The sequence below is a fragment of the Brevundimonas sp. AC546 genome, from assembly GCF_979258305.1.
In genome coordinates this window covers 134,435-147,831 of sequence record NZ_OZ409849.1, presented here as the reverse complement: position 1 = coordinate 147,831, position 13,397 = coordinate 134,435, and the positions used below count along the sequence as shown (strand labels likewise).

Below are 13,397 nucleotides of genomic sequence, written 5' to 3'. Positions count from 1 at the left end.
AGGCGGCTTATGCCGCCTCACCTTTCAGACGCCGCTGGATGGTCTCGCGACCGATCAGCGGCGCCATGGCGGCCATGTCGGGACCATGCTGCTGACCCGTCAACGCCAGCCGCAGCGGCATGAACAGCGCCTTGCCCTTGGCGCCCGTCTCGGCCTTCACGGCCGAGGTCCAAGCCGACCAGGCGTTTTCGTCGATCACGTCCGGCAATAGACGCAGCGCCGTCTCGATGAAGGCGACGTCCTCGATGACCGGCTGAACCGGACCCTGGACGATCTTCGCCATTTCAACGACATCGGCGAACTTGGTCAGGTTGCCGCGCACCACCGACCAGAATGTCTCGCCCAGATCGGCGCCCAGCGCGTGAAGACGCGGCTGAGCCGTCGCATAATCCATGACATGCAGGGCCTGGGCGTTCAGACGGTCCAGATCGGCCGTGTCGTACCGCGCCGGCGACCGGCCCATCTTGGAGAAGGCGAAGCTCTGGCCCAGGGCCTCGACCGAGGTGCCGACTTCCAGCGGATCCGACGTGCCGATCCGGCCCAGGTGGCTGGTGATGGCGATGGGTTCATAGCCCTGGTCGCGCATGTCGCTGATCGACAGCGAGCCCAGACGCTTGGACAGGGCTGCGCCGTCGGCGCCGACCAGCAGCGGCATGTGCGCGAAGCCCGGAACCGTCGCCCCAAGCGCCTCGAAAATCTCGATCTGCGCGCCGGTGTTGGTAACGTGATCCTCGCCCCGGATGATGTGGGTGATCGCCATGTCGATGTCGTCAACGACCGACGGCAGGGTGTACAGGAACAGGCCGTCCTCGCGGATCAGCACCGGGTCCGACATCGAGGCGGTGTCCACCTCGGCATGACCGCGCGCCAGGTCTTCCCAAGCGACCCGCTTGCCATCCAGCTTGAAGCGCCAGTGCGGGCGCCGCCCCTCCGCCTCGTAAGCGGCCTTCTGTTCGTCCGTCAATTCCAGGGCGGCGCGGTCATAGATCGGCGGCAGGCCGCGCGACAGTTGCACCTTGCGGCGGCGATCCAATTCGTCGGCCGTCTCGTAGGCGGGATAAAGCCGACCAGAAGCCTTCAGCTTGACGGCCGCCTCCTCGTAGCGGTCGAACCGCTTGGACTGGTTGTCACGCTCGTCCCACAGCATCCCCAGCCAGGTCAGATCGTCCTCGATCCCCTGTTCGAACTCGGGCGTCGAGCGCGCCAGGTCGGTGTCGTCGATCCGCAGCACGAACGACCCGCCCTGCCCCTTGGCGAACATCCAGTTCACCAGGGCGGTGCGGACATTGCCGACGTGCAGCTTACCCGTCGGCGACGGGGCGAAACGAACCTTGACGGACATGGGTAGACGACCTTGAAAGCGAGGCGGCTAGGTCGCCCCGCAACCCGGCGAAGTCAAGGCGCGGAGGCCTTAATCCTCAATCGTCGCGGTGGACGCGTTCGCGGCGTTCGTGGCGTTCCTGGGCTTCGACCGACAGGGTCGCCGTCGGGCGGGCTTCCAGACGACCCAGGCTGATCGGCTCGCCCGTATCCTCGCAATAGCCGTAGGAGCCGTCCTCGATACGGCGCAGGGCGTCATCGATCTTGGAGATCAACTTGCGCTGGCGATCGCGAGTGCGCAGCTCCAGGGCCCGGTCGGATTCCGATGACGCGCGATCCACCAGATCGGGGTGGTTTTCGGTCTCGGCCTTCAGATTGACCACCGTGCCTTTGGACTCTCGAAGGATGTCTTCCTTCCAGGCCAGCAACTTCTTCTTGAAATAGGCTTGTTGCCGTTCGTTCATGAACGGCTCGCTGTCAGACGGCCGATACGGGCCGGTTTCGTCGGACACAACGGACGCCAAAGCGTTCATCGATCTCACGCTCTCTAACACGCCCCCCTGTGGCGTAGATGGCCGTATAATCAGCCTGTCGAGTCGCGGCAATGTGGTTCTCGAATCCGTGATCCGATTATGGCGATCCGAGGGCTTACAGTGACAAATGTCACTCACTGACCAAGCTTAGCGTTCTGAGATTAGGCGATTTTTCCGCCTCAGCCGCGTTTATTGCGCATTTCGGCCTTGGCCAGTTCCACCGAGGCCCTGAGGTCGATCTGGTCCAGCAGGGCGCTCAGCCCTTCGTCGCCGTCGTCGGTGCGCTCTTCTCGCAAGGTGCGCGCCAGTTGATCCAGCGAGGCCTCGTCGGCGTCGCCCGTCAGAAGCGCCAGCTTGAGGTCTTCCAAGCGGTCAAGCAGCCCCCCGCCCCGTCGGATTGCCCGGCGACGCTTCTCCAGCGGCCCGTCGATCCCTTGCAAGGCCATAAGGGCGGACACGTCGGAAACGCCGCCGGTCGCAGCGCTGGCCGTCGCCGCCGAGGTAGAGGCCGCAGCCGGCGCCTGACCCAGCGAAAAGCCGCTGGCGGATCGCGTCGAACGTGTGCTTGCGGGCGTGCTGACGCCGTTGGGGCCGACAACCTTCATGCGTAGGTGCTCCGCGTCATGCCCCATGCATGACGGGCGGCGGTGACTGTTTGGTTAACGCCCCGGCAAATCCTGCCGCTTCCATGCCGCAGAAAAGCTAGCCGGCGTTGAATTCACGTCGTTTATTATCCGGCATGATCCTCGCAGGGATGCAGGCGTAACCTTGCGTGGACGCCTGACCGATGCAAAATCTGCTTGCCCGCCTCATCGCCTCCGTCGCCGCGACGATCGTCGTCGCAGCCGGATCGAGCCCGGCGCTGGCTCAGTCGCAATCCCGTATCAAGGACATCGCCGCCGTCGAGGGCGTGCGCGGCAACCAACTGGTCGGCTACGGCATGGTCATGGGGCTGAACGGCACGGGCGACAGCTTACGCAACTGCCCCTTCACCCGTCAGTCGCTGGAAGGCATGACGGAGCGACTGGGCGTCAATATCCGTGGCGCCAACGCCAACACCAAGAACATGGCAGCCGTCATGGTCACGGCCGATCTGCCGGCCTTCGCCACGCCCGGCTCGCGCATCGATGTGTCTGTCGCCTCCATGTGCGACGCGAAAAGCCTGTTGGGCGGCTCACTGGTCGTCACCAGCCTTCAGGGCGCGGACGGTCAGGTCTATGCGGTGGCCCAAGGCTCGGTCCAGACCGGCGCCGTCTCGGCCTCAGGCGGTTCGGGGTCTTCGGTGACGCGCGGCGTGCCGACCGCCGGCCGCATCGCCTCGGGCGCCCTGGTCGAACGCGAGACCGGCTTCCAGATGGCCAATATGAACGAAGTTCGCCTGAACCTGCGCAACCCGGACTTCACCACGGCCCAGCGTGTCGCCGCCGTCGTCAACGCCGCCTACCCCGGTTCGGCCCTGGCCGAGAATGGCACGGTCGTCGCCCTGCGCGCGCCCGGCGAGCTCGGGATGGCGGGCTTCATCAGCCGGATCGAGAACCTGGCGGTCAGCGTCGACACCCCCGCCAAGGTCATCATCGACGAGGTCAACGGCGTCATCGTCATGGGTGACGCGGTGCGCGTCTCTCGGGTCGCCATTGCTCAGGGCAACCTGACCATCTCGGTGGACGAACAGCCGATCGTCAGCCAGCCCGCGCCCTTCAGCCGAGGCCAGACCACCGTCGTCCCCTCCACCCAGGTCAGCGTCGAAGAGGACCTGGGCACCCAGATGCGCATGGTTGGGGGCGGGGCCAGCCTGTCCACCCTGGTCAACGGCCTGAACGCCCTGGGCGTCAGCCCGCGTGACATGATCAGCATTCTTCAGGCCATCAAGGCCGCCGGCGCCCTTCAGGCCGACATCGAGGTGATGTGAACATGAGCGACCTGACCGTCTCCCCCGATCTGCTGCGTCCCGCTGCGGCCGCGCCCACAGCGCCGAACCGCGACAAGATCGAGGAAACCGCCAAGGCCTTCGAGGCCACCTTCATCTCGCAGATGCTGAAGCCGATGTTCGAAGGCCTGTCGACCGACGGCCTGTTCGGTGGTGGCCAAGGCGAGGCGACCTGGCGCAGCTTCATGCTGGATGAAATGGCCAAGAGCACGGTCAAGGCCGGCGGCATCGGCCTGAGCAACACCGTCATGGCCGAAATGCTGAAGATGCAGGAGGGGCGACAATGAGCGACACCGAACTGGCTCAGGCGCGTGTGCGGCAACTGACCGCGCTAACGCTGCGCCTGACCGAGCGCCTCGAAGCCGAGACCCTCGCCTTCGCCGACGGTCGTCCCCAGGACGTGGCCTCAGGCTTGGCCGAGACCCAGGAGATGGCCAATCTCTATCGTCGCGATTCCGCTCACGTAAAGGCGAACCCAACCCTGCTGAGCGGGGCGCCGCTCGAAGATCGCAAGACTCTGATCGACGCCACCCGCGAATTCGACGCCGTTCTGACCCGCCACGGACGCGCCGTCGACGCCGCGCGTCAGATTTCCGAGGGCCTGGTCCGCGCCATCGCCGCCGAGGTCACCGCCGCCCGCACGCCGGCCTCCGCCTATGCCGCGGACGGACGTGCAGCTTTGGGCGACGGGCGCGCTGTCGCCATCAACCGGATGGCCTGAGGGGCGACGGCATCGACGCCGCAAATCACGGTTCGCGCCCTATGGATTATTGCCTATTTTTTAAGTCACTGCGTGTCAGCATGCCTTCATGACGCTGACCACCCGCCTGCTAGGCCTGGCCTTCGCATCCGCCGACACACTGGTGGAGGTAGACCCGAAGGGCGTTGTCTCCTTCGCGATCGGCGCCGGGGCCTCGGCGGGCGAGGACGCCGGCGCGACCTGGACCGGTCGACCACTTCTCGATCTGTTGCACGATGGCGCATCCACCCTGATGGCCCTGCGCAACATGGCGTCCGGCGTGCGTATTCCTTCGACCTCCATCCTCGTGGCGGCAGGACCCGACCGTGTGCGTCGCGCCACGTTCCGAGCCTTCGTCCTGCCGCAGATGGCGCCGGCCGTGTCCTGCGCGATCTCCTATGAAGGCCCGGCCTTCGCCCTCGAAGATCTCGAAACCCGCCCTCTGCTGGAGGCCGAAGACTTCTTGGCCGACGCCGGACGCGTGCTTGAGGCCAACACGGATCTCGCCCTGTCCTTCCTGGACATTCGCGGTTTAGAGAACGTCAGCGGCGACGCCGCCGACCGCCTGAACCGCCGCATTGAGGCGACCCTGCAATCGGCGGCCGTCGATGGTTCGGGCGCGGCCCAGCTGACCGGCGTCCGGTTCGCCCTGCTGCGTCCCGCCAACGACCGTCGCGACATCGCCGCCGAAATCGTCGAGGCCGGCCGCGCAGAAGGCCTGTCGCTCGGCGCCGAAGCGTTCAGCTCGCCGGTGCCGCCCGGATCGGATTCGCTGTGCGTGCTGCGCGCCATGCGGTTCGCCATCGAGGGCTGCCTAAAGGGCGACGGTCTCGCCAACCCCCAGATCGCCTTTGCGGACTCGCTGAAACGCACCTTCCGGGATGCCGAGACCTTCCGCAACCTGGTCAAGTCGCGCGAGTTCCAGGTCCACTATCAGCCCATCGTCCACCTCGACTCCCGCGCGGTTCACCACTTCGAGGCTCTGACCCGCTTCAACGCCAACAGCGGCCCCGCCGACGCCATCCGCATGGCCGAGGAGTTGGACCTGATCGAATCCTTCGATCTGGCCGTTGCGGAAAAGGTGCTGAAGCGGATGCGCCAGTCGGGCGCCGGCTTGCTGAAGATGGCGATCAACGTCTCGGGCGCCTCGTTGGGCGACAACTCCTATGTTGAACAACTTCTGCGCATGACGGCCGGCGCGCCAGAGGAACGTCGGCGCCTGATGGTCGAAGTCACCGAGACCTCCGCCCTCGCCGATATTGAGGCCGCTAATCGCCGCCTGGCCGCCCTGCGCGAAGCCGGCATCAAGGTCTGCATCGACGACTTCGGTGCAGGCGCCGCCGCCTTCGACTATCTACGCAAACTGTCGGTCGATGCGGTCAAGATCGACGGCGCCATCGTGCGCGACATCCAGACCGACGAACGGTCCAAGGCCATGCTGCGCAGCATCGTCGAACTGTGCCGCTCGATGAAGCTGGAAACCATCGCCGAGATGATCGAGACCGACGGCGTGGCCGCCGAACTCAAGGCCGCCGGCGTCGAATACGGCCAGGGTTGGCTGTTCGGTCGCGCCGAAGCCGAGCCGCGCACACAGCTCACCAGCCCCTCGATGGTCCGTCGCAAAGGCGCCGTCGAAGCCTGGGGCTGACGGCTGGAGGCGACATCCGTGGCCTAGCCATCCTGTTCCCGGCCGCAAAGCCTAGACGGATCAGAGACTTGACTTCAATCATCGACAATCAACCTGTCATGGGGTCAAGCCGTGCGATGATGATCCGTTCGGTCTTTGAAAACTCAAACCCATCCGTAAGTTGGACTCGTTAAACTCGTTGGACTGTTTTTTCTGACTTGGAGTCCAAGTCCGATCACAGGACCAACGTGCGCGTGACCTCCAGCGCGGCCAGAAAGTCCGCATCGTGGCTGACGACGACCAGCGCCCCATCATAGGCGGTCAGCGCCGCCTCCACGGCCGCGATGGCGTCCAGATCCAGATGGTTCGTCGGTTCGTCCAGCACCAGCAGTTGCGGCGGCGGCGCGCCGGTCATGACGCACGCCAGGGCCGCCCGCAGCCGCTCACCGCCTGATAGGTCGCCGACACGTCGTTGCGCCGCCGTATTGCGAAACAGGAACCGCGCCAGCGCCGCCTGGGCGTCGTTGACGCTCCCTTGCGGGTTCAGCCGCCGCCATGCCTCGACCAGCGTCTCTTCCGGCCTGAGAATAGCCGCCTCCTGATCCAGCAGGACCGCCCGCACCGGCCGCTCGACGGACCCGGCGGTGGGTTCCAGATCGCCCGTGATCAGCCGCAACAAAGTCGTCTTGCCCGCCCCATTCGCTCCGGTCACCGCGATCCGCTCGGGCCCGACCAGCCGGAGGTCGATCGGCCCGACGATGGTCCGCCCCTCGGGCGTCGCCCACGACGCCTGATCCAGCGTCAGCACCGTTCGCCCGGCCGCCAATCCTGTCGTCGGCATCGGGATGGCCAGCGCACGCGTCCGCTCCACCCGCTCCTGCGCCGCCGCCAGTGCGCCCTGCGCCGCCTCGGCCTGTCGCGTGGCCAGCAGTCGCTCGCGCCCGCCGCTGTTCTCGGCCCGCTCGGCCCGTGCGCCCAGCAGGATTTTCGGCAGGTCGCCCTTGGCCGCCTTGCGACGCCCCGCCGCGTCGCGCTTGGCCTTGGTTTCCGTTCGTCTTTGCGCCTCGGCGCCCGCCCGCGCGACATCGCGCTCGGCCTCGACCAGCTCGCGCTCCGCCGCCTCCCGCTCGGCCGCCTTGCGCGCGACATACAGGTCATAGCCGCCGCCGTAGATCGTCACGCCCAGGCCCGACACCTCCACGATCCGGTTCATCCGACGCAGCAGGTTGCGGTCATGGCTGACCACCACGGCCCCGCCGTCCCAGCGCCCGATCACCTCGGCGACCAGCGCCCGCGCCGCCACGTCCAGATGATTGGTCGGCTCGTCCAGCAGGATCAGATCCGGTCCCGCCAGCATCAGGCCCGCCAGCCTCAGCCGCGTCTGCTCGCCTCCGCTCAGGCTGACGGTCAGCCGATCCAGCGCCACCCCCGACAACCCCACGGCGGCCAGCGCCTCACCCAGCCGCGCCTCCAGCGTCCAGTCGGCAGCGGCCAGGTCATTGGCTGTCCCCTCGCCCGCCAACAGCCGCGCGATGATGGCCAGCTCTTCTGCGACGCCCAGGGTCTGCGCCGCCGTCTCATTCGGCGCGGGTTCGTACCGCTGATCCAGCACACCGACCGAGCCGGCGCGCGCCACTACGCCCTCGGCCGGCTCCGCAGCGCCCGAGATAAGACGCAGCAACGTGCTCTTGCCCGCGCCATTGCGGCCGACGACGCCCGTGCGCTCGTCGCCGAACGTCAGGCTCAGATTATCGAATAGGGTTACGCCGTCAGGCGTCCTAGCGGCGACCTTGTCGAGTGTCGCGCGTGCGGACGGGGACGCGTTTCGGCTTGGGCTGGTTGGCATTGAGGATCACGAGCAGCATGGCGGACAGGGCGGAACCGGTGGCCAATGCGATGATCATGATCGTCAAACCTTCTGCAACAAACGCGTCAGAACGAGGAGAATGGGTCGTAATCCTGCAAGGCGCAAGTCTGGCATCGAACACGGCCGCGTGAAGCCACACGGATCGCCCAGTGGCGCGACGCCCGCCGCGCGGCTATCTGAGTCGGCATGGAAAGCCGTTTCCGCATCGAAGACCCTTCCGGCGCCGCCGCTCGACGTGAGGCCGGCGTCCAACGCCTTCGCGACGAGACCGGCATAGACGAAGCCATGATCGACGCATTGGTCGAAGGCTTCTACGCCCGCGTCCGCGACGACGCCCTCATCGGCCCGGTCTTCGCGGCCCGCATCACCGACTGGGCGCCGCACCTGGCGCAGATGAAGCTGTTCTGGTCGTCGGTCGCCCTGTCCACCGGCGTCTATCAGGGCCGGCCCATGCCAAAACACCTGCCCCTGCCCATAGACGCCCGCCACTTCGACCGTTGGCTGGAACTGTTCACCGAGACGGCCCGCGCCCTGTGCCCGCCCCTCGCGGCCGCCCATTTCATCGAACGCGCCCGCCGCATCGCCGAAAGCCTGGAACTGGGGATCGCCACCGCCAACGGCGTGATCCTGGCCAAGGGCGAACGGTTCGTGCGGCCGACACAGGCGTGGACGCCCGACTGAAGCCGCAATGTTCACACATTGTTCTTGCTTCAATCCTGCGATTCATCCCCATATAGCGATGTCGCGCCGGACCCGACCGGCCCTCATCCGCGTTCTCCGGACAGCATGACCGAAAAGCATAACTTCATCCGCGTTCGCGGCGCCCGCGAGCATAATCTCAAGGGCGTGGACCTCGATATTCCGCGCGAGCAGTTGGTGGTGATGACCGGGCTGTCGGGCTCGGGCAAGTCGTCCCTGGCGTTCGACACCATCTATGCCGAGGGCCAACGTCGCTATGTCGAGAGCCTGTCGGCCTATGCGCGCCAGTTCCTGGAGCTGATGGGCAAGCCGGACGTGGATTTGATCGAGGGTCTGTCCCCCGCCATCTCCATCGAACAGAAGACGACGTCCAAGAACCCACGCTCGACCGTCGGCACGGTGACGGAGATCCACGACTATATGCGCCTGCTGTGGGCGCGGGTCGGCGTGCCCTATTCGCCCGCCACCGGCCTGCCGATCGAGAGCCAGACCGTCAGCCAGATGGTCGACAAGCTGATCGCCCTGCCCGATGGCGAGCGCATCCTGCTGTTGGCCCCCGTCGTGCGCGGCCGCAAGGGCGAGTACAAGAAGGAAATCGCCGAGTGGCAGCGGCAGGGCTTCCAACGCCTGAAGATCGACGGCCAGTTCTACCCCATCGATGAAGCCCCGACCCTGGACAAGAAGTTCAAGCACGACATCGACATCGTCGTCGACCGGATCGTCACCAAGCCTGACCAGGAAGGCCGCTACGCCGACAGCCTGCAGACCGCGCTGGGTCTGGCCGACGGCATCGCCAACGCCGAATGGGCGAGCACGGCCGAGGGGGAGACGGCGCCCCGCAGCCTGCTGTTCTCCGAACGGTTCGCCTGTCCGGTGTCCGGCTTCACAATCAGCGAGATCGAGCCGCGGCTGTTCTCGTTCAACAATCCGTTTGGCGCCTGTCCAGTCTGCGACGGCCTGGGGGTCAAGCTGGCCTTCGACGCCGATCTGGTGATCCCGGATCGCGACAAGACCCTGCACAAGGGCGCCGTCGCCCCTTGGGCGCGTGGCCCGTCTCCCCTCTACACCCAGACGCTGCAGTCGCTCAGCCGCCACTACGGCTTCTCAATGGACGTGGCGTGGCGCGAGCTTCCGGCCCAGGCGCACAAGGCGATCCTGTACGGAACCGGCGCCGAGAAGATCAAATTCACCTACGACGACAACGCCCGCAAATACGAGGTTTCCAAGCCGTTCGAGGGCGTGCTGCCGAACCTAGAACGCCGCTGGCGCGAGACGGACAGCGCCTGGGTCCGCGAGGAACTGGCCCGCTACCAGTCCGAGACCCCGTGCGACGCCTGCCACGGCAAGCGGCTGAAGCCCGAGGCCCTGGCGGTCAAGGTGGGCGCGCAGGACATCGCCGACATCTCCACCCTGTCGATCAAGAAGGCCTATGACTGGGTCCAGGCCCTGCCAGAGGCGCTCAGCGACAAGCAGATGGAGATCGGTCGGCGCATCCTGAAGGAGATCGGCGACCGGCTGCGGTTCCTCAACAACGTCGGCCTCGATTATCTGTCGCTATCGCGCGCCTCGGGCACCCTGTCGGGCGGCGAGAGCCAGCGCATTCGCCTGGCGTCGCAGATCGGCTCCGGCCTGACCGGCGTCCTTTATGTGCTGGACGAACCGTCCATCGGCCTGCACCAGCGCGACAACACCCGCCTGCTGGAAAGCCTGAAGGGGCTGCGCGACCTCGGCAACTCGGTGCTCGTCGTCGAGCATGACGAGGAAGCCATCCTGACCGCCGACTATGTCATCGACATGGGACCCGCCGCCGGCATCCACGGCGGCGAAGTCTGCGCCGAAGGCACGCCCGCACAGGTCATGGCCAATCCCAAATCCCTGACCGGCAAATATCTGACCGGTGAGCGCGAGATCGAAATCCCCGCCGACGGCCGCCGCCCCATCGACCGCAAGCGGATGCTGAAGATCAGCGGCGCCAGCGGCAACAATCTGAAGAGCGTGACTGGCGAAATCCCCGTCGGGGTCTTCACCTGCATCACCGGCGTCTCCGGCGGCGGCAAGTCGACCTTCACCATCGAGACCCTGTACAAGGCCGCCGCGCGTCGCCTGAACAATGCGTCCGAAGCCCCCGCCCCCTTCGACCGGATCGAAGGGCTGGAGCATTTCGACAAGGTCATCGACATCGACCAGTCGCCCATCGGCCGCACCCCGCGTTCGAACCCGGCCACCTACACCGGCGCGTTCGGGCCGATCCGCGACTGGTACGCCGGCCTGCCGGAATCAAAGGCGCGCGGGTACGGCCCCGGCCAATTCAGCTTCAACGTCAAGGGCGGCCGCTGCGAGGCCTGTCAGGGCGACGGCGTCATCAAGATCGAGATGCACTTCCTGCCCGATGTCTATGTCACCTGCGACGTCTGCAAGGGCAAACGCTACAACCGAGAAACGCTTGAGATCGTCTTCAAGGGCAAGTCCATCTCTGACGTGCTGGACATGACGGTCGAGGAGGCCGCGACCTTCTTCAAGGCCGTGCCGCCGATCCGCGACAAGATGCTGACGCTGGAGCGGGTCGGCCTGGGCTACGTCAAGGTGGGCCAGCCAGCCACCACCCTGTCGGGCGGCGAGGCCCAGCGGGTCAAGCTGTCCAAGGAACTGTCGAAACGGGCCACCGGACGGACCCTGTATATCCTCGACGAGCCGACGACGGGCCTCCATTTCGAGGATACGCGCAAGCTGCTGGAGGTGCTTCAGGAACTGGTCGAGGCCGGCAACACCATCGTGGTGATCGAGCACAATCTCGACGTCATCAAGGTCGCCGACTATCTGCTCGACTTCGGCCCCGAGGGCGGCGACGGCGGCGGCGAGATCGTCGCGGTCGGCACGCCCGAACAGGTGTCCGACAACAAGGCCAGCTGGACCGGCAAATACCTCAAGGAGGTGCTGGATCGGCATGAGACCCGTCGCAAGGCGCGGGTCGCGGCCTTGGGCGGATCGGTCGGCGAGCCGGCCAAGAAGAAGCGGGCGAAGGCTTCCGCCTAGCCGACTGACCCTCCATCGCCGCCGCACATGGGCGGCGGTGGAGCGGGAAAGCTCAGCGCGGCTTCAGCGCCGCCCAGGCTGCCGAGAAGGGCGCATAAAGCACGGCCAGTTGCAGCGCCGACAGGAAGGCGTTGACGACCGAGGACACCAGAAGGGCCGGCCAGGCTTGGGCCAGGATTTGCATCGTTCCCACGCCGTCGAAGCGGGCTAGGGTCTGAATCCCGCCAGTCATCAGGTCGGTCGCCGCCCCGATGATCATGCCCAGGATGCTGACGATCAGGGACATGATGACCGCGATCACAGCCATGCCCAGCAGCGCCCAGAAATGCCCCTTGGTGGCACCGAAGGACTCAAACAGCGTGATCTTGCGGCGATCGACGGTCATCGGCACGGCCAGGCTGAACTTGATCGCCAGCCAGACGATCAGGGCGAAGACGGCGAAGACCAGCAGCACGCCCGCCAGGATCAGCAACGGCTGGCCGGATGCGGAGCCGAAGCCGATGGCGGCGCCCACCATCGCCATGCCGACGCCGGACGCCAGACCCACGATGATGCTGACCAGCAGGCTGACGACCAACACACGCACCTCGTCCATGCCCACGCGGACATAGCCCCAGCGCGACTCTTCGGGACGCAGAACAGAGCGGGCGACGGCGGCGCTCAGCACCGTCCCGATCAACAGCCCTGCCGGTGCCGCCCAGGCCAGCGCGCCCGCATAGACCTGACCCAGGGCCTGGAAGTCCGCCATCGACGGATTGGCCGACTGTTCCAACGCCTCGCCTGCCGCCATCAGGGCCGCCCATTTGTCGGCACCCAGGCCGAACATGACCACATACATCAGCAAGTAGACCAGCCCCCAGGCCAGGGCGACAACCGGATGACGGCGAACGACCCGAAAGCCTTCGAAGGCGGCGTCGGTAGCGGAAAAACTCATGACAACTCCGGGTCAGATTCGGAGCCAGCTTAGCGCATCCGCGCGCCTGCGTCCTGCGGCCCTGGGTGAAGGCCGCCGGCCGTCAGTTGGCGGAACTGATGGTCCAGTCGGCGATCTGGGTGTTGATGTCCCGCGTGGCCGTATCGAACGCCGCCACGATGGCCGACACCCGATTGTCACCCGCCGGCTGGGCCACCGTGAAGACGCGTTCGACCGAACGCCCTTCCTCCGGGCGAATGGTCCCGCTCGCTGCGGCTCTTCGTTCGGGCGTGGAGCGCAGTTGCGCGCGCGCGGTCACAACCACGTCCGGCACCGCGCCCGGCGCGGCATAACGCGCCTCGAAGGTGGTCACCGTGACCTGCAGCACTAGCGGCGGCGTGCCCGGTTCGCGACGACCCAGGACGCGGATACGGTCAGCCCGATTGGCGAACGCCGCCTTCAGACTATCGTCAAACAGCGTCGAGGCCGGCGACACCCACCGCGCTCCGCCGATATAGGCCGTCTCCAGCCCCGTGACGCCCAGGATGCGGTCATCGCCAGTCGCCTGGGGAAACTCGATGCGGCGGATCGAGACCGTCAATGGCGCCGGCGTGTCACCCTCGGCCGACGGGGCCTCGACCGGCAGGCCGAACCGATAGTTCTGCACCGGGTCGGGGCTCGACAGCAGGGCGCACCCGCTCAATGCCGTCAGGACTGCGGCGGCTGCCGCCATTCGAAG

The 13,397-nt window shown here is 66.4% G+C and carries 13 protein-coding genes; 6 read left to right on the top strand and 7 right to left on the bottom strand.

The annotated features are described in order from the left end of the window. Positions 1 to 7 precede the first annotated feature (7 nt). The 3 genes from gltX to ACZZZD_RS00745 all read right to left on the bottom strand — a co-directional run bounded on the left by gltX (position 8) and on the right by ACZZZD_RS00745 (position 2,458). Positions 8 to 1,342 (bottom strand): glutamate--tRNA ligase, encoded by a 1,335-nt coding sequence (gltX, locus tag ACZZZD_RS00755; protein WP_463431699.1) that lies wholly within the window; start codon positions 1,340 to 1,342, stop codon positions 8 to 10. A gap of 76 nt (positions 1,343 to 1,418) precedes the next feature. After that, positions 1,419 to 1,853: an RNA polymerase-binding protein DksA gene (gene dksA, locus ACZZZD_RS00750; RefSeq protein ID WP_463431697.1), complete on the bottom strand. Its 435-nt coding sequence runs from the start codon at positions 1,851 to 1,853 to the stop codon at positions 1,419 to 1,421. A gap of 179 nt (positions 1,854 to 2,032) precedes the next feature. After that, positions 2,033 to 2,458 carry a flagellar assembly protein FliX gene (locus tag ACZZZD_RS00745; RefSeq protein ID WP_463431695.1) on the bottom strand — a complete coding sequence of 142 codons (426 nt, stop codon included), beginning with the start codon at positions 2,456 to 2,458 and terminating at the stop codon, positions 2,033 to 2,035. Positions 2,459 to 2,640: 182 nt separating this feature from the next. Here ACZZZD_RS00745 and ACZZZD_RS00740 point away from each other — a divergent pair, with 182 nt between their 5' ends. The 4 genes from ACZZZD_RS00740 to ACZZZD_RS00725 all read left to right on the top strand — a co-directional run bounded on the left by ACZZZD_RS00740 (position 2,641) and on the right by ACZZZD_RS00725 (position 6,167). Further along, entirely contained in the window at positions 2,641 to 3,762 is a 1,122-nt protein-coding gene (locus ACZZZD_RS00740; RefSeq protein ID WP_463431693.1) for a flagellar basal body P-ring protein FlgI, read from the top strand. A 2-nt stretch (positions 3,763 to 3,764) separates the two neighbouring features. After that, positions 3,765 to 4,067 (top strand): rod-binding protein, encoded by a 303-nt coding sequence (locus ACZZZD_RS00735; RefSeq protein ID WP_135195238.1) that lies wholly within the window; start codon positions 3,765 to 3,767, stop codon positions 4,065 to 4,067. Further along, a complete protein-coding gene (locus ACZZZD_RS00730) occupies positions 4,064 to 4,501 on the top strand; it encodes a flagellar basal-body protein FlbY (RefSeq protein ID WP_463431692.1) in 438 nt (145 codons plus the stop codon). Before ACZZZD_RS00735 ends, ACZZZD_RS00730 begins: the two co-directional genes overlap by 4 nt. Positions 4,502 to 4,589: 88 nt before the next feature. Then, a complete protein-coding gene (locus ACZZZD_RS00725; RefSeq protein WP_463431691.1) occupies positions 4,590 to 6,167 on the top strand; it encodes an EAL domain-containing protein in 1,578 nt (525 codons plus the stop codon). Between the two features lie 214 nt (positions 6,168 to 6,381). Here the strand turns inward: ACZZZD_RS00725 and ACZZZD_RS00720 are convergent, their stop codons facing one another. Further along, positions 6,382 to 7,893, bottom strand: coding sequence for an ABC-F family ATP-binding cassette domain-containing protein (locus tag ACZZZD_RS00720; protein ID WP_463436044.1), 1,512 nt, complete (start codon positions 7,891 to 7,893; stop codon positions 6,382 to 6,384). A gap of 31 nt (positions 7,894 to 7,924) precedes the next feature. Continuing rightward, complete coding sequence (locus tag ACZZZD_RS00715; protein WP_277928840.1) at positions 7,925 to 8,050, bottom strand: hypothetical protein; 126 nt, start codon at positions 8,048 to 8,050, stop codon at positions 7,925 to 7,927. Between the two features lie 149 nt (positions 8,051 to 8,199). On the opposite strand from ACZZZD_RS00715, the gene ACZZZD_RS00710 reads away from it, so the two are divergent. Both ACZZZD_RS00710 and uvrA read left to right on the top strand, forming a co-directional pair. Beyond that, positions 8,200 to 8,694: a group III truncated hemoglobin gene (locus tag ACZZZD_RS00710; RefSeq protein WP_463431690.1), complete on the top strand. Its 495-nt coding sequence runs from the start codon at positions 8,200 to 8,202 to the stop codon at positions 8,692 to 8,694. A gap of 105 nt (positions 8,695 to 8,799) precedes the next feature. Next, positions 8,800 to 11,745, top strand: a complete 2,946-nt coding sequence (uvrA, locus tag ACZZZD_RS00705) for an excinuclease ABC subunit UvrA (protein ID WP_463431689.1) — start codon at positions 8,800 to 8,802, stop codon at positions 11,743 to 11,745. Between the two features lie 52 nt (positions 11,746 to 11,797). On the opposite strand, the gene ACZZZD_RS00700 is transcribed toward uvrA, so the two are convergent. Both ACZZZD_RS00700 and ACZZZD_RS00695 read right to left on the bottom strand, forming a co-directional pair. Continuing rightward, positions 11,798 to 12,679, bottom strand: coding sequence for a hypothetical protein (locus tag ACZZZD_RS00700; RefSeq protein ID WP_463431688.1), 882 nt, complete (start codon positions 12,677 to 12,679; stop codon positions 11,798 to 11,800). 82 nt (positions 12,680 to 12,761) lie between these two features. Further along, positions 12,762 to 13,391, bottom strand: a complete 630-nt coding sequence (locus ACZZZD_RS00695; protein ID WP_463431687.1) for an ABC-type transport auxiliary lipoprotein family protein — start codon at positions 13,389 to 13,391, stop codon at positions 12,762 to 12,764. Between the last annotated feature and the right edge of the window lie 6 nt (positions 13,392 to 13,397).